A 13,163-nucleotide genomic window follows, 5' to 3' on the forward strand; every position below is an offset into this window, starting at 1 on the left:
TGCCCTCCGCGATCTTGAAGCTCCCCGGGCGGGAAGCCGCCCGCGCGCGCCGGAGGCGGGGCTTCTCCATTGAACTTCACTCAAGATGCATGCGGCGTAAATCGTTTTTTTTCAGCGCCTCGAGCATGTTGGCCAGCAGGGCGCGTTCTGCCCGGGAGCAGCGGGTGCCGCGGCGGCGCAGCTCGGCCGTGAGAAACCGGATCGCTTCGTTCTGCCGCCCGAGTTCGCGGGCCAGCTCCGCGTAGCGCAGCGCGAGCTTCGCATTGTCGTCGGAACGGAGCCGGTCGGGGCGGACGAAATAGCGTTCCGCCGTCCGCATCGCTTCCTCCGGAGAGTGGAGCGGGCCGCGCAGCAGATCGAAACGCATGAGCCACAGAAGAGGCACGTCCGGGTCTGCTTCGAGCATGGCTTCGAGCCGTTCCCGCGCGGCCTCGAACCGTTCTTCACGAATCATGACTTCGACCGGCGTGATCAGGGGCGCGGGCCGTTCCCGGAACCGGCGCGGGGCCAGCAGCGTATCGATCATATCCTCCGCGATGCCGCGCAGATAGAGCAGAACGAACGTCACGCCGGCCGCGGCGGCCCAGAGCAGCGCGGCCAGCAGGGCGAGGACGGCCCCGAGCCGGTCGTTGCGCTGCATGGCGGCCGCCGTCATCCCGAAGGAGCGGAATGTCATGACGGCGAGGAAAACCAGGCAGCCGAGTCCGAGATATTGTTTCAGGCGGTCAAGCCACATCGGCTCCTCCGCGCGTTTCCGGCCGCCCTGTTCTGCTTTCGTCGCGCAGGTGGGCGAGCATGCTGCCGAGGTACCGGCGCTCGGTCTTCGAGTATCCGGTGCCGAGCCGGTGCAGTTCAGCGGTGAGGAGCCGGATTGCTTCATCCTGCCTGCCGAGCTCTCCGGCCAGCTCCGCATAACGCAGCGCGAGCTTCGCATTCCCTTCGGAGCGGAGCCGTTTCGGGCGGATGAAATACTTTTCCACGCTTTTCAGGGCCTCCTCCTGCTGCCCGAGCGGGCCGCGCAGCAGGTCGAAACGCATGATCCACGCGGTGGGAAATTCCGGGCCGGCCTCGATCAGCAGGTTGAGACGCTCCAGCGCCTCGCCGTAGCGCGTCTGCCTGATCAGCACCTCGACCGGAGAGAGCAGCGGAGCGGGCCTGCTCCGTGTCGGGCGCATGAGGAACAGGCTGTCGATGAGGCCGGGCAGATAGAGCCACGCGAACATGCAGCAGGCGATCGCGCCGCAGGAGACGACCGTCAGCAGATTGAAAATCGCTCCGGCAACACCGGTCGAACGGCCCCATAGCAGCAGGGCGTAAACCGCGTTTGCCAGGAAAAACAGCATGATGAGAGTCGAGATGATTTTTACGACACGATTCCGGCGCATGATCGGAAACCCCGCTTTTAAATTGATAAAACCGTGCTATATTAGTCTTCATCAGAGAGTATACACCAAAATTCAAACGATTCAAGGAACTGAAAAGAGATGAGCATCTATCGCACCCACACCTGCGGGGAGCTTCGCAAGACTGAGGTCGGCAAAGAGGTCCGGATCTCGGGGTGGATTCACAGCGTCCGCGACCATGGCGGCGTCATTTTCATCGACCTGCGCGACCACTACGGCATCACGCAGGTCGTCATCGATCCGGAGTGCGCGTTCTATCAGGCTCTGGACCGCTGGCGGGTCGAAACCGTCGTCCGTTTCGACGGCAGGGTCGTCGCCCGCTCGGCCGAGACGGTCAATCCGAAACTGGCCACCGGTGAAATCGAGGTCCGGGCGACCGATATGGAGATTCTCGGCGAAGCCGACGTGATTCCGTTCCAGGTCGCCAAGGACGACCAGGCGCCGGAGGCGATGCGGCTCAAATACCGTTTCCTCGACCTCCGCCGCGACGACCTGCATAAAAACATCATCCTGCGCAGTCAGGTCATCGCCGAGATTCGCCGCTATATGACCGAGCACGGCTTCAACGAGTTCCAGACTCCGATCCTGACCGCGAGCAGTCCGGAGGGCGCGCGCGACTATCTGGTGCCGTCGCGGCTGCATCCCGGCAAGTTCTACGCGCTGCCGCAGGCGCCGCAGCAGTTCAAGCAGCTGCTGATGGTGGCCGGGTTCGACCGTTACTTCCAGATCGCGCCGTGTTTCCGCGACGAGGACGCCCGTGCCGACCGCAGCCCCGGGGAGTTCTACCAGCTCGACGTCGAAATGAGCTTTGTCGAGCAGGACGACATCTTCGCCGTAATCGAGGGGCTGCTTGACGATGTGTTCGGCAAGTTCAGCGCGAACGAGTTCTCGAAGCCGCCGTTCGTGCGTCTGCCGTACCGCGAGGCGATGGACCGGTTCGGTTCGGACAAGCCGGATCTGCGCAACCCGCTCGAGATGATCGACGTGACCGAACACTTCCGCGGCTGCGGCTTCCAGGCGTTCGCCGGAACCGTCGAAAAGGGCGGCGTGGTCCGCGCGATCAAGGCCCCGAAGGTGGCCGGCAAGCCGCGCAAGTTCTTCGACGATCTCATCAAGTTCGCGCAGGAGAACGGCGCAAAGGGCATGGCCTACATCATCTGGACCGAGGAGGGCGAGAAGAGCCCGATCGTGAAGTTCCTGACGCCGGAGATCGTTGCGGCGCTGAAGCAGGCCGGCAAGGTCGAGTCCGGCGACGCGCTTTTCTTCCTGGCCGATACGAAGAAGACGGTGCAGAAGATCGGCGGGGCGGTCATCCCGGAGCTCGGGCGGCAGCTCGGGCTCATCGATCCGAATGTGTTCAAATTCTGCTGGATCGTCGACTTCCCGATGTTCGAGGAGGACGAGGAGACCGGGCAGATCATCTTCTCGCACAACCCGTTCTCGATGCCGCAGGGCGGCATGGATGCGCTGTTGAACAGGAATCCGCTCGATATCCTCGCCTACCAGTACGACATCGTCTGCAACGGCATCGAGCTGTCGTCCGGCGCGATCCGGAACCACCGTCCGGACATCATGTACAAGGCGTTCGAGATCGCCGGCTACGACCGCAGCGTGGTCGATGAGAAATTCGGCGGCATGATCAACGCCTTCAAGCTCGGGGCGCCCCCGCACGGCGGCATCGCCCCGGGCGTGGACCGCATGGTCATGCTGCTGACCGGTTCGCCGAACATCCGCGAGGTCATTGCGTTCCCGTTCAACCAGCAGGCGCAGGACCTCATGATGAATGCTCCGGCCGAAGTGTCGGTCAAGCAGCTCCGCGAGCTCCATATCGAAGTCAAACTTCCGAAGCGGCAGGAAAAGGCCGCCGGAGAAACGCCGCAGGGGTGACCGATGCATACAGTTCGATTCCGGTTCGGATTGCTTCTTCTCGCATTTGCGGCAGTAACCGCGGCGGCGGGAGACGCGCTGCTGAAATACATTCCGGCCGGAACCGAATATGCGGTTTCCGTCGATGCGGATGCGCTGCGGAAGCTGTCGTTTTTCAAGGAGCTCAGCACGAATTCCGACGCGAAGACGTTTCTGGAGGATTTCGAGCGGGATTACAACATCCGGCTCGAGGACTGTTCGGAGCTGCTTTTTGTCGGCGGCGGCAGGCGCCTGCGCGGCATGCTGGCCGAAACGCGGCTTTCGGAGCAGGCCCTCGCAAGCCGTCTGCGGAAGTTCGGGGACCGTTTCTTGATCTCCGGCGAGGGGGGGCGGAAGCTTTACTGTCTGCTCTCCGCCGATTCGATCGTCTCCAGCCGGATCACGATCGCGCTGACCTATCTTGAGCCGCAGGTCGTGCTTGCCACGGAACGGGAGTATATCGCCCCGTTTTTCACCGGCCTCGCCGCCCCGGCGGAGGCGCGGCGCGCGCTGGTCACGGCGCCGAAAGGGAGACCGCTGGCCTGGAGCTTCCTCCGTGTCGAGGCGCTGACGGGAGGAAAGAAGAAAAAGAACGATCTGTCCTTGATGTTTCTCAAAGGGATGCGGACCGCTTATCTCGAACTGAATGTCGCCGGCGACGGCTCAGGGTGGCGGCTGGACGGCAGTGCGCTCTGCGCGAACGCCGCGAGCGCCCAGCAGATTGCGATGCTCCTGCCCACTTACCTGCAGCTTGGCGCGGGGCTGCTTTTTGCGGACGATCCGGCGCTCGGGCGTGAATTTCTGCAGCAGGTGAAAATCATTCCGGACAATGACCGGGTGATTCTCGAATTGAATGTCCCGAAATCTCTGGCGGACCGTCTCGGCGGTTTTCTGGAGTCCCAGGCGAAAAAGCGGATCGCTCCGCCGGACCCGGTTCCGCCGGGTGTCGGGCCGGCAGTCGGGCCGGGCGGGAAGTGATGCGCTTGAAGCGGCGCGGAACGATTCTGCTTCTCCGCTGGACCGGTATCGTGCTGCTGGCTTTGGTGCTGGCGGCGTTCTGGTTCCGCGAGGAGCTGCGGGATTGCGTCGTCGACGATACGCGGTTTGCGCCGGAGATCGCGGCGGCGGCGCGGCGGAACGGGCTCGACCCGCTTCTGGTCCGCTCGGTGATTTTTCAGGAGAGCCGCTTCGATCCGTTTGCGCGGGGCCGGGCCGGAGAGGTGGGGCTTATGCAGGTGCTGCCCTCCGGGGCCGCGGCCGAATGGGCCCGGGTCAACGGGAAACCGGCGCCGGACGTCACGGAACTTCTGAATCCGGAGACGAACCTGAAGATCGGCTGCTGGTACCTGGCCCGCGGAATGCGGCGGTACGCGAAGTACCGGCAGGGCGCCGAGCTGGCGCTGGCCCGTTATAACGCCGGGGAGAGCCGGGCGGATAAATGGAAGCCGGCGAAGTTCGACGGCGACGTGATCGACCGGATTCGGATTGCGAGCACGAAGCGTTATGTGACGAAGATCATGGAACGTTACCGGAACTATCTGGAAGAGGAGCGCCGGCAGCAGTAGACGGAACGTCTGCCGCGCGGCTTTTCAAGGAGGAAAGAGAGATGAAACGCGTTGTTTTCGGGTTCGTGCTGGCCGCAGCCGCGGCAGTGCTGCCCGCGGCGGAGACGGCTCCGGCCGCCGGCGCCGGAATCAAAGCTGTTGCGGAAGAGCAGAAGCCGTCGCCGGATGCGTCGTGGCGCAACGACTTTGACGATCCGGTCACCCTGAAGAGGGATTGGAAGTTCGACGGCAGCCGTTTTCTGGTGCCGCGGACCAAATTTTATATCGGCTCCGAGCCGACCGCGTCGCAGGGCAAGGTCATGGTGGTGGAGGCGAACAAGTCGACCGGCGTCATGCTGGCGGCTCCATCGAAGGTGGACCTTGAGAAAACCCCGGTCATGCGCTGGCGCTGGCGAGTCCTGAAGCCGATCGTGATCAAGCCCGGGGAGACCGAGCCGGACGACCAGGCGGTCGTCCTTTACTTCGGCGACGGCACGCTGCTGAAACAGCGCTGCGTCGGTTACCGCTGGGAAGTCGATACGCCGCTTGAGTCCAGCGGACTTCGGAAATATGCCGCCGGCATGATGACCGTCAGCCACCGGACGGTCCGCAACGGGACGACCCCCGCGGGCGAGTGGGTGGTCGAAGAGCGCAACGTGGTTGAGGATTACCGCAAGGCGTACGGCAAGATGCCGGATTCGTATTTCATCATCAGCGTCGGCGCCAACAGCCAGTATTCCGGCTCGAACAGCCGGGCGGAAGTCGATTTCATCGAGTTCATCCCGGTGCGGGAGAAGAAGGAGCCGGGGAAAAAATGATGCGCCGCATAGCAGTCACCGGCGCAGGCGGTTTCATCGGCGGTGCGCTGGCGCTGCGGATCGACCGTGAAGCCGGATTTGGTGCGGTGCGGATCGTCCGCGACGATTTCAGCCGCGGTCTCCTGCCGGAAAAGCTGGCCGGCTGCGAAGCGGTCGTCCACCTGGCGGGAGAGAGCCGGAGCACCGATCCGGAGGCGTTGTTCCGGACCAACCTGGCCCTGACGGAGCAGGTCGCGGCGGCTGTTCGGAAAACGCCCGGAATCCGGCGCGTGCTCTTCGGCTCCACCACGCATGAGGCGAAGGAGAGTCCGTATCATGCATCGAAGCGGGAAGGGCGGGCGCGGTTCGACGCGCTCGCCGCGGAGCTCGGCATCGAGTCGGTCGGGGTTCTGATGCCGAATGCGTTCGGGCCCGGCGGCCGCCCCTTTTACAATTCTGTGGTCTCGACCTTCTGCAAGCTGCGGGCCGAGGGGCGTCCGCTTGAGGTGCATCCGGGCGCGGGCAGCGTGAAGCTGATTGCCGTCGATACCCTGGCCGAGGCGTTGTTCCGGCTCGCCGTGGAACCGGCACCGGAAAATCCGGCCGTGATTCCGCACGAATATGAAATGGAGGTTGCCGGGATCGCCCGGCTGCTCGAATCGTTCGATCCGGAAATTCGCCCGGAAGGGAAGTTCGAGTTCGATTTGTGGAAGTGTTTCAGAAGCTATATACGGTAAAGGAGACTGGACATGAGCATGGGCTGGACGGAACTGATTGTGATTTTCTGCGTGGTGCTGCTCTTTTTCGGCTCGAAACGGATTCCGGAAGTTGCACGTGCGCTCGGCAGGGCTTCACGCGAGTTCAAGAACGCGCGCGATTCGGTCGTGGATGAAGTGAAAGAGAGCATCGCCGAGCCGGAGAAACAGGACGGACGGACCGTTTCGGAGCGGCAGTTGCCGGACTCCGGTCAGAAAGAAAAATGAACGCTTCCGATGCAGGCTTCCTGACCCATCTCGAGGCGCTCCGGCAGGTGCTCTGGCGGAGCGTCGCGGCGGTCGGCGTGCTCCTGGTTCCGGGCTTCTTCGCGGCGCCGGAGGTGCTCGGCTTTCTCGTCAGGTTCACCTGTCCGCCGGATTTCAAGCTCAACTATTTCACCCCGATGGAGCCGCTGATCGTGCAGCTCAAGCTCGGACTGTTTCTGGCGGTCGTCGCGGCGATGCCGGTGATCCTCCGGCAGGCGGCCCGCTTTGTGGCGCCTGCGCTGTACGAGCACGAGCGCCGCGCGGCCGGAAGGGCGGTCGCTGCGGCGACCTTGCTGTTTCTCGCCGGCGCTGCGGTCGGATTGTTCCTTGTGGTGCCTCTGATGATGAAATTCTCCGCGGCCTACGCTTCGGAGTCGCTGGCTCCCGTGATCGGAATCGGCAGCTTCGTGAATCTGGTCGGACTGCTCGCCCTGAGTTTCGGCGTCATGTTTCAGCTGCCGGTCGTCATGGTTCTGCTGGTCCGGTGCGGCGTGGTTGAAGTCGGCACGCTCAAAAGAAGCCGGCCGCTGGCGGTCACCGTCATTTTTATTCTTGCAGCCCTCCTGACGCCGCCGGACGTCGTAAGCCAGCTTCTGCTCGGTGTGCCGACCTGGCTGCTGTTCGAGGCGGCGCTGCTCGTCGCCGCCCGGTGCAGTCCGCGGAATCCGCCGCCGGAAGAACCGCCGCCTGCCCGCTCTGCCGTGCCGGAGAGAACGGCTGCGGCGGTGGCGGAAGAGAGCCCCGAAAACGATGCGGAAACTGCGTTGGATGCCGTTTACCGTGAATCCTACCGGAAAAAACGGCGCAAAAATCGGAGATTCGGCATGATAAACGGCCATTATCGCACAAAAAGAGGTGGTAAAAAGTGAAAAAAATGAGAAAATATCGCTTTTTTAACGATTTACGCTTGCGAAAATGCACTTTCGGGTTTATTTTAAGCATTCTCGTGGTGTGTAGTGCTGAGAATGCCTGCGCGGACGGGACGGTCTCCGGCGGCGGCGCTGCCGGCGCGGTGGTTACGATCCGGTCGAACGATGCTGAACGGCTGGGGGAGCTGAACCGGCTGCGTGAACAGGCGCTGCGGGACGCGGAGAGGATTAAGAGGCTGGAGCTGGAGCTGGAGACGTCGAAACGGACGGCCGGCCGGCTCGAGGCCGAGCTGATTGAACAGAAAACAAAATTTCAGACAGAAAGCGAAAGGTTTCGCCAGCAGCAGCTGTGGCTCGCCGGTGTCCGGGCAGAGGGGACAGTGCGAAAAGACGGTGAGCGGGAAGAGCAGATGCTGCAGGCGATCGGGAAGCTTTCGGAAAACGGAGTCGGGCTCGCCCTCGACACCGTTGCTTTCTGCAACCAGGTGCAGCTTCTGCTGCGGGAACTGCCGATCGGGAAGGTTCGGCAGGCGGAAGTCCAGCTTCAGCTGGATGATCTCGTGCGGAAGTCGCGCCGGTTGATTGCGATGGCGGAGATTTCCGCTGATCCGGCGAAAGGGGTCGAGGCGCTGCGAACGTGTCGAATCCTCGCTGTGGACCGGGAGCTGCGCGTCGCGATACTGTCCGTAGGGTCGATCAAAGGCGCATTCGCCGGAATGATCTACCATGTCGGCAAAGACCGGCAGGAGCAGTTGAAACTGGTCAGTGTACGACCATCCGTCGCGGCGGCTGTTCTTGTGCGGGGCAGTATCGAAAACCTGTCTCCGGGCATGGAGGCTGCGGCGGGAGAAGAGAGAGGGCCGGACGAATCGGGAAGGTGAGTTCCGGCCGCTCGCAGAAAACTAATGACAATAAGGGACGAAGCGGCGCAAGCCGTCCGTTCCGGAAAACTCGAGAACCAGATTATGGAAGTAAGAGCTTTGACAAGGAATGTGCGGATCAGTCCGGAAAAGGCGCGGCACGTGTCCCGCCTGATCCAGGGAAAGTCCGCAGTTGAGGCGCTCGCGATCGTCGAACTGAGCCCGCGCAAAGCGGCCGGTCTGCTCGGCGACACCCTGCGCTCCGCCGTGGCCAATGCTGAGAACAACCTGGATGTGAACCGGAAGGAGCTGACCGTCAAGGCGGCGCTGGTCTCCCCCGGTCCGATCATCAAGCGTTTCCGTGCGAAGGCGCGCGGCTCGGCGGGCCGGATCCGCAAGCGGACCAGCCATCTGGAAATTATTTTGACGGATAACTAGAGTATAGGGGATTGAATCGTGGGACAAAAAGTTAATCCTATCGGATTGAGAACAGCCCTCACCAAAAATTGGGAATCCCGTTGGTTTCCGAGCAAGGCGTTCGGCGGCAAGAATCTGTTTGGCGAGTGGCTCCATGAGGACCTTGCGATCCGCAAGTTCATCAAGGAGAAGTTCGCCGCCGCGGCGATTGCGAGAATCCAGATCGAGCGGTTCGCGAACCGGGTGCGGGTCATTATCTCCTCGGCGCGTCCGGGGCTTCTGATCGGCAAGAAGGGCGCCGAGCTCGACGCGCTCCGTGCGGAGATCTCCAAGCTCGTTGCGGGCAAGGAAGTCTTCACCGAGATCGTCGAAATCCGCCGCGCGGAAACGAACGCGCAGCTGGTCGCCGAAAGCATCGCGCAGCAGCTGGAACGTCGGATCGGTTTCCGCCGCGCGATGAAGCGCTCCATCCAGACTGCGATGGAGATGGGCGTCGATGGAATCAAGATCAACTGCGCCGGCCGTCTGGGCGGTGCCGAGTTGGCGCGTGAAGAGCAGTACAAAGAGGGCCGTGTCCCGCTGCACACGCTGAAGGCCAACATCGACTACGGTTTCACCGAAGCGAATACCACGGCCGGAAAGATCGGCGTCAAGGTTTGGATTTGTCACAAAGACTCGATTGAGGAGCAAGATTATGCCGTTAATGCCAAAAAGAGTAAAGTACAGAAAGGTTCAGCGCGGAAGTAACGCCGGACTCGCCACGACCAACAACAAGTTGGACTTCGGCGATTTCGCGCTGCAGGCGCTGACCCGCGGGTACGTTACCAATAATCAGATTGAAGCCGCGCGTGTTGCGATCAACCGTCATTTGAAGCGCCGCGGCAAAGTGTGGATCCGTCTGTTCCCGTTCCGCTCCTTCACGAAGAAGCCGCTGGAAGTCCGTATGGGCAAGGGAAAAGGCGCGGTCGAAGGCTGGGTCGCTCCGGTGCTTCCGGGCCGGGTGCTTTTCGAAGTGTCCGGCTGCAGCGAGTCCGTGGCGAAGGAAGCGATGAGCCGTGCGGCGAACAAGCTCTGCTTGCGCTGCAAGTTCCTGGCTCGGGAAGATTAATGAGGTCAGACAGATGAAAACCAAAGAAATCCGTGAGCTTTCGGATGCGGAGCTGGTGAGCAAGATCGCCGACCTGCAGCGGGAGAAGTTGAACCTCAAGATCCAGTCCCGTACCGGTCAGTTGGAGAAGACCGCCCGTGTCCGGCAGATCCGCCGCGACATCGCGCGCATTTACACCGAACAGACCGCCCGTGCGGCGAAAGTCCAGTGAGGGATAAAATGAGTGAAGCTGTAGTTGAAGTCCGGGGCAACCGGAAAGAGCGCGTCGGCGTGGTCGTCAGCGATGTTCAGGATAAGACCATCGTCGTGAAGGTTGACCGCCGCACGCCGCATCCGCTGTATCAGAAGATCGTGAAGGTCAGCAAGAAATTCACGGCCCATGACGAGAAGAACGAGGCGAAGAAGGGCGATACCGTGCGTATCGTCGAGACCCGCCCGATGAGCAAGAACAAGTGCTGGCGCCTGGCGGCTGTCATCAGCCGTCCGGAACAGGAATAACCTTCAGGAGATCATGCAATGATTCAGATGCAGTCAGTTCTGGAGGTCGCCGACAATTCCGGCGCGAAGTCGATTCTGACCATGTCGGTTCTGGGCCAGGCCCGGACGATCGCCGGAGTCGGCGATATCATTACCGGCGCGGTGCAGGAGGCGCTTCCGGACGGTTCGGTGAAGAAGGGGCAGGTGGTGAAGGCGGTCGTCGTCCGCACTGCGGCGAAGATTCGCCGTCCGGACGGTTCGTACCTGAAGTTCGACAAGAACGCCGCCGTGCTCATCGACAAGGACAAAAACCCCGTCGGAACCCGTATTTTCGGGCCGGTGGCGCGTGAATTGCGGGAAAAGGATTTCATGAAGATCATCTCGCTCGCGCCGGAGGTGCTTTAATGAAAAAATATCACGTCAAGAAGGGCGACAAAGTTGTGGTGAACTCCGGCAACTTCAAGGGCGAGGAAGCGACGATTGCCGCGATTCTCACCGCGAAGGACCGTGTTGTTCTCTCGTTTACGTCCAACAAGGATCGCGCGATCGGCAAGAAGACGATCAAGAAGAGCAAGCTCAATCCGAACGGCGGCATGGTCGAGCGTTCGGTTTCGGTGCACGTCTCGAATGTCAATCCCGTTGCCGCGGACAAGACGGAGTAGTGTAAAATGCCTGATATGAAGAAAAAATACAACGAGGAAGTCCGCAGCGCTCTCCAGGCCAAACTCGGCCTCAAGAACGTGATGCAGATTCCGAAGCTCGAGAAGATCGTGATCTCGACCGGCATCGGTTCGGATGCCGAGCGCGACGCCTTCACCGAAGCGAAGAAACACCTCGCGGCGATGACCGGCCAGCAGCCGGTGATCACGAAGGCGCGCAAGAACGTGTCGAACTTCAAGCTGCGCGTCGGCATGCCGGTCGGTGTGATGGTGACGCTGCGCGGAAACCGCATGTACGAGTTTCTCGACCGTTTCGTTCACAACGCGATGCCGCGCGTGCGCGACTTCCGCGGGATTCCGAAGACCGGTTTCGACGGCGTCGGCAACTACAACCTCGGTGTGAGCGACGTGTCGGTCTTCACCGAAGTCGATGCCGACAAGCTGAAATATCCGCTCGGTGTGAACCTGACGTTCGTCACGACTGCGAAAAACGACGATGCGGCGCGTGAACTTCTGAAAATGATGGAAGTTCCGTTCGAGGAATAAAGGAAGGATTGCATCATGGCGAAACTTAGTTTGATGGTGAAAGCCGAACGCGGGAGCAAGTTCCCGGTGCGGAATTACACGCGCTGCAAGGCGTGCGGCCGCCCCCGCGCTTATATCGGCAAATTCCAGCTCTGCCGTATCTGTTTCCGCGAACTGGCCTCGAAGGGCCAGATTCCGGGCGTGACCAAGGCCAGCTGGTAAGGGAGGAACCTACATAATGAGCATGCAAGATCCCATTGCTGATATGCTGACCCGGCTCCGCAACGCGGGTGCCGCCGGTCTGAAGAAGGTCGAGATGCCGAGCTCGAAAGAGAAGGCGGCGATCGCGAAAGTGCTGAAGAGCGAAGGGTACATCAAGGACTTTGCAGTCAGCGAAGACGGTGTGAAGCGCCAGCTCTCCATCGAGCTCAAATACGCGAACGGCAAGTCCGTGATCGAAGGGCTCGAGCGCGTGAGCAAGCCGTCCTGCCGCGTTCATTGCGGCAGCCGGGAGATTCCGCGCGTCCGCAACGGTCTCGGCACGGTGATCCTGACCACGCCCGAAGGTGTGCTGTCGGGTCGCGAAGCGGCCAAGGCGAACGTCGGCGGCGAAATTCTCTGCTACGTCTGGTAATTTTAGAAACAGGAATTTACAATATGTCTCGAATTGGCAATAAAGCGATCGCGATCCCTTCCGGCGTGAAGGTCGCTGTTGACGCTGCCGGAGTGACGGTCGAAGGCAAGACAAAGCTTTCGATGCCGCTCCCGCCGCTGGTCGCGGTCGAGGTCAAGGACGGCAATGTCCATGTCTCGATGGCTTCCGACGACCGCAAGGCGAGCGCGATGCAGGGGCTGACCCGCAGTTTGATCAACAACATGGTCATCGGCGTGACGACCGGCTTCAAGAAGGAGCTGCAGATAGTCGGCGTCGGTTACAAGGCGCAGCTCACCGGCAAGAAGCTGGTGCTGAACCTCGGTTTCTCGCACACGATCGAATTCAACGTCCCGGAAGGCGTCAAAGTGACGGTTGACGGTGCGAAGATCACGGTCGAGGGCGCGGACAAGCAGGCTGTCGGCGAAGCCGCCGCCGAAATCCGCCGTTTCCGGCCGCCCGAACCCTATAAGGGCAAAGGCATTCGTTACGCCGACGAGCGGATCATCCTCAAAGAAGGGAAATCCGTGGGTTGATCCCGGGATTAAGGAGCTGATAAAATGGCTGTTAAGAATAGAAATACGATGCGCGCGCGCCGCCATCTCCGGATTCGTAAAAAGGTTTCCGGGACCACGGAGCGCCCGAGATTCTGTGTCAGCATCACCGCCAACCACATCTACTGTCAGTTCATCGACGATGTGAAGGGCGTTACGCTGGCGTGTACTTCGAGTCTCGACCCGAAGTTCAAGGCCGAGAACGCGAAGCCGAACATGGCCGGCGCGGTTCTGCTCGGGAAACTCGCGGCGGAGGCGGCCAAGGCCGCGAACGTCACGGAAGTCGTTTTTGACCGTTCCGGATACAACTATCACGGACGGATGAAGGCGATCGCCGAGACTGCCCGCGAAAACGGACTCAAGTTCTAGGA

The 13,163-nt window shown here is 61.4% G+C and carries 22 protein-coding genes; 20 read left to right on the forward strand and 2 right to left on the reverse strand.

All coding sequences use genetic code 11. The features are described 5' to 3' along the window. Window positions 1-76 precede the first annotated feature (76 nt). Entirely contained in the window at window positions 77-736 is a 660-nt protein-coding gene (locus FYJ85_RS14175) for a hypothetical protein (RefSeq protein WP_106053754.1), read from the reverse strand. Beyond that, window positions 726-1,385 carry a tetratricopeptide repeat protein gene (locus FYJ85_RS14180; protein WP_154419289.1) on the reverse strand — a complete coding sequence of 220 codons (660 nt, stop codon included), beginning with the start codon at window positions 1,383-1,385 and terminating at the stop codon, window positions 726-728. Before FYJ85_RS14180 ends, FYJ85_RS14175 begins: the two co-directional genes overlap by 11 nt. A gap of 99 nt (window positions 1,386-1,484) precedes the next feature. Here FYJ85_RS14180 and aspS point away from each other — a divergent pair, with 99 nt between their 5' ends. The 20 genes from aspS (at window position 1,485) to rplR (ending at window position 13,161) form a co-directional block, all read left to right on the forward strand. Then, window positions 1,485-3,290 (forward strand): aspartate--tRNA ligase, encoded by a 1,806-nt coding sequence (gene aspS / locus FYJ85_RS14185; RefSeq protein WP_154419290.1) that lies wholly within the window; start codon window positions 1,485-1,487, stop codon window positions 3,288-3,290. 3 nt (window positions 3,291-3,293) lie between these two features. Then, entirely contained in the window at window positions 3,294-4,286 is a 993-nt protein-coding gene (locus FYJ85_RS14190) for a hypothetical protein (protein WP_154419291.1), read from the forward strand. Between the two features lie 5 nt (window positions 4,287-4,291). After that, a complete protein-coding gene (locus tag FYJ85_RS14195) occupies window positions 4,292-4,873 on the forward strand; it encodes a lytic transglycosylase domain-containing protein (RefSeq protein ID WP_158704051.1) in 582 nt (193 codons plus the stop codon). Between the two features lie 41 nt (window positions 4,874-4,914). Beyond that, complete coding sequence (locus tag FYJ85_RS14200; RefSeq protein ID WP_177996301.1) at window positions 4,915-5,670, forward strand: DUF3047 domain-containing protein; 756 nt, start codon at window positions 4,915-4,917, stop codon at window positions 5,668-5,670. Continuing rightward, complete coding sequence (locus tag FYJ85_RS14205; RefSeq protein ID WP_154419294.1) at window positions 5,667-6,386, forward strand: NAD-dependent epimerase/dehydratase family protein; 720 nt, start codon at window positions 5,667-5,669, stop codon at window positions 6,384-6,386. The genes FYJ85_RS14200 and FYJ85_RS14205 overlap by 4 nt, the downstream gene beginning before the upstream one ends. 12 nt (window positions 6,387-6,398) lie before the next feature. Then, window positions 6,399-6,632, forward strand: a complete 234-nt coding sequence (locus tag FYJ85_RS14210) for a Sec-independent protein translocase subunit TatA/TatB (RefSeq protein WP_106053747.1) — start codon at window positions 6,399-6,401, stop codon at window positions 6,630-6,632. Further along, window positions 6,629-7,540: a twin-arginine translocase subunit TatC gene (tatC, locus tag FYJ85_RS14215; protein WP_154419295.1), complete on the forward strand. Its 912-nt coding sequence runs from the start codon at window positions 6,629-6,631 to the stop codon at window positions 7,538-7,540. Before FYJ85_RS14210 ends, tatC begins: the two co-directional genes overlap by 4 nt. A gap of 77 nt (window positions 7,541-7,617) precedes the next feature. After that, window positions 7,618-8,421, forward strand: a complete 804-nt coding sequence (locus FYJ85_RS14220; protein WP_154419296.1) for a hypothetical protein — start codon at window positions 7,618-7,620, stop codon at window positions 8,419-8,421. A 99-nt stretch (window positions 8,422-8,520) separates the two neighbouring features. Continuing rightward, complete coding sequence (gene rplV, locus FYJ85_RS14225; protein ID WP_206213204.1) at window positions 8,521-8,838, forward strand: 50S ribosomal protein L22; 318 nt, start codon at window positions 8,521-8,523, stop codon at window positions 8,836-8,838. Window positions 8,839-8,856: 18 nt separating this feature from the next. Further along, entirely contained in the window at window positions 8,857-9,564 is a 708-nt protein-coding gene (gene rpsC / locus FYJ85_RS14230) for a 30S ribosomal protein S3 (RefSeq protein WP_106053744.1), read from the forward strand. Then, window positions 9,512-9,925, forward strand: a complete 414-nt coding sequence (rplP, locus tag FYJ85_RS14235; RefSeq protein ID WP_106053743.1) for a 50S ribosomal protein L16 — start codon at window positions 9,512-9,514, stop codon at window positions 9,923-9,925. The genes rpsC and rplP overlap by 53 nt, the downstream gene beginning before the upstream one ends. A 13-nt stretch (window positions 9,926-9,938) precedes the next feature. Further along, a complete protein-coding gene (rpmC, locus tag FYJ85_RS14240) occupies window positions 9,939-10,136 on the forward strand; it encodes a 50S ribosomal protein L29 (RefSeq protein WP_106053742.1) in 198 nt (65 codons plus the stop codon). A gap of 8 nt (window positions 10,137-10,144) precedes the next feature. Beyond that, the gene (gene rpsQ / locus FYJ85_RS14245) at window positions 10,145-10,423 is read left to right on the forward strand and encodes a 30S ribosomal protein S17 (RefSeq protein WP_106053741.1); all 279 of its coding nucleotides are present in this window, start codon (window positions 10,145-10,147) and stop codon (window positions 10,421-10,423) included. A gap of 18 nt (window positions 10,424-10,441) precedes the next feature. Next, window positions 10,442-10,807, forward strand: a complete 366-nt coding sequence (gene rplN / locus FYJ85_RS14250; protein ID WP_106053740.1) for a 50S ribosomal protein L14 — start codon at window positions 10,442-10,444, stop codon at window positions 10,805-10,807. Then, complete coding sequence (locus FYJ85_RS14255) at window positions 10,807-11,064, forward strand: KOW motif-containing protein (protein WP_106053739.1); 258 nt, start codon at window positions 10,807-10,809, stop codon at window positions 11,062-11,064. The genes rplN and FYJ85_RS14255 overlap by 1 nt, the downstream gene beginning before the upstream one ends. A 6-nt stretch (window positions 11,065-11,070) precedes the next feature. Beyond that, complete coding sequence (rplE, locus tag FYJ85_RS14260) at window positions 11,071-11,607, forward strand: 50S ribosomal protein L5 (protein ID WP_106053738.1); 537 nt, start codon at window positions 11,071-11,073, stop codon at window positions 11,605-11,607. 15 nt (window positions 11,608-11,622) lie between these two features. Next, a complete protein-coding gene (locus tag FYJ85_RS14265; RefSeq protein WP_106053737.1) occupies window positions 11,623-11,808 on the forward strand; it encodes a type Z 30S ribosomal protein S14 in 186 nt (61 codons plus the stop codon). 16 nt (window positions 11,809-11,824) lie between these two features. Continuing rightward, window positions 11,825-12,220, forward strand: a complete 396-nt coding sequence (gene rpsH, locus FYJ85_RS14270) for a 30S ribosomal protein S8 (RefSeq protein WP_106053736.1) — start codon at window positions 11,825-11,827, stop codon at window positions 12,218-12,220. A gap of 23 nt (window positions 12,221-12,243) precedes the next feature. Continuing rightward, the gene (gene rplF, locus FYJ85_RS14275; protein ID WP_106053735.1) at window positions 12,244-12,774 is read left to right on the forward strand and encodes a 50S ribosomal protein L6; all 531 of its coding nucleotides are present in this window, start codon (window positions 12,244-12,246) and stop codon (window positions 12,772-12,774) included. Window positions 12,775-12,798: 24 nt separating this feature from the next. Beyond that, complete coding sequence (gene rplR, locus FYJ85_RS14280; protein ID WP_106053734.1) at window positions 12,799-13,161, forward strand: 50S ribosomal protein L18; 363 nt, start codon at window positions 12,799-12,801, stop codon at window positions 13,159-13,161. Window positions 13,162-13,163: the final 2 nt, after the last annotated feature.

It is taken from the genome of Victivallis lenta (assembly GCF_009695545.1).
Lineage (GTDB): Bacteria > Verrucomicrobiota > Lentisphaeria > Victivallales > Victivallaceae > Victivallis > Victivallis lenta.

Excerpts from the sequence above, each read along its gene's own strand:
- rplF (WP_106053735.1), top strand. The coding sequence starts at position 12,244 with ATGTCTCGAATTGGCAATAAAGCGATCGCGATCCCTTCCGGCGTGAAG.
- FYJ85_RS14180 (WP_154419289.1), bottom strand. The coding sequence starts at position 1,385 with ATGCGCCGGAATCGTGTCGTAAAAATCATCTCGACTCTCATCATGCTG.
- rpmC (WP_106053742.1), top strand. The coding sequence starts at position 9,939 with ATGAAAACCAAAGAAATCCGTGAGCTTTCGGATGCGGAGCTGGTGAGC.
- FYJ85_RS14210 (WP_106053747.1), top strand. The coding sequence starts at position 6,399 with ATGAGCATGGGCTGGACGGAACTGATTGTGATTTTCTGCGTGGTGCTG.
- aspS (WP_154419290.1), top strand. The coding sequence starts at position 1,485 with ATGAGCATCTATCGCACCCACACCTGCGGGGAGCTTCGCAAGACTGAG.
- FYJ85_RS14200 (WP_177996301.1), top strand. The coding sequence starts at position 4,915 with ATGAAACGCGTTGTTTTCGGGTTCGTGCTGGCCGCAGCCGCGGCAGTG.
- rplR (WP_106053734.1), top strand. The coding sequence starts at position 12,799 with ATGGCTGTTAAGAATAGAAATACGATGCGCGCGCGCCGCCATCTCCGG.
- FYJ85_RS14205 (WP_154419294.1), top strand. The coding sequence starts at position 5,667 with ATGATGCGCCGCATAGCAGTCACCGGCGCAGGCGGTTTCATCGGCGGT.
- FYJ85_RS14265 (WP_106053737.1), top strand. The coding sequence starts at position 11,623 with ATGGCGAAACTTAGTTTGATGGTGAAAGCCGAACGCGGGAGCAAGTTC.
- FYJ85_RS14175 (WP_106053754.1), bottom strand. The coding sequence starts at position 736 with ATGTGGCTTGACCGCCTGAAACAATATCTCGGACTCGGCTGCCTGGTT.
- rplP (WP_106053743.1), top strand. The coding sequence starts at position 9,512 with ATGCCGTTAATGCCAAAAAGAGTAAAGTACAGAAAGGTTCAGCGCGGA.
- FYJ85_RS14190 (WP_154419291.1), top strand. The coding sequence starts at position 3,294 with ATGCATACAGTTCGATTCCGGTTCGGATTGCTTCTTCTCGCATTTGCG.
- rpsH (WP_106053736.1), top strand. The coding sequence starts at position 11,825 with ATGAGCATGCAAGATCCCATTGCTGATATGCTGACCCGGCTCCGCAAC.
- rplE (WP_106053738.1), top strand. The coding sequence starts at position 11,071 with ATGCCTGATATGAAGAAAAAATACAACGAGGAAGTCCGCAGCGCTCTC.
- tatC (WP_154419295.1), top strand. The coding sequence starts at position 6,629 with ATGAACGCTTCCGATGCAGGCTTCCTGACCCATCTCGAGGCGCTCCGG.
- FYJ85_RS14255 (WP_106053739.1), top strand. The coding sequence starts at position 10,807 with ATGAAAAAATATCACGTCAAGAAGGGCGACAAAGTTGTGGTGAACTCC.
- rpsQ (WP_106053741.1), top strand. The coding sequence starts at position 10,145 with ATGAGTGAAGCTGTAGTTGAAGTCCGGGGCAACCGGAAAGAGCGCGTC.
- rplN (WP_106053740.1), top strand. The coding sequence starts at position 10,442 with ATGATTCAGATGCAGTCAGTTCTGGAGGTCGCCGACAATTCCGGCGCG.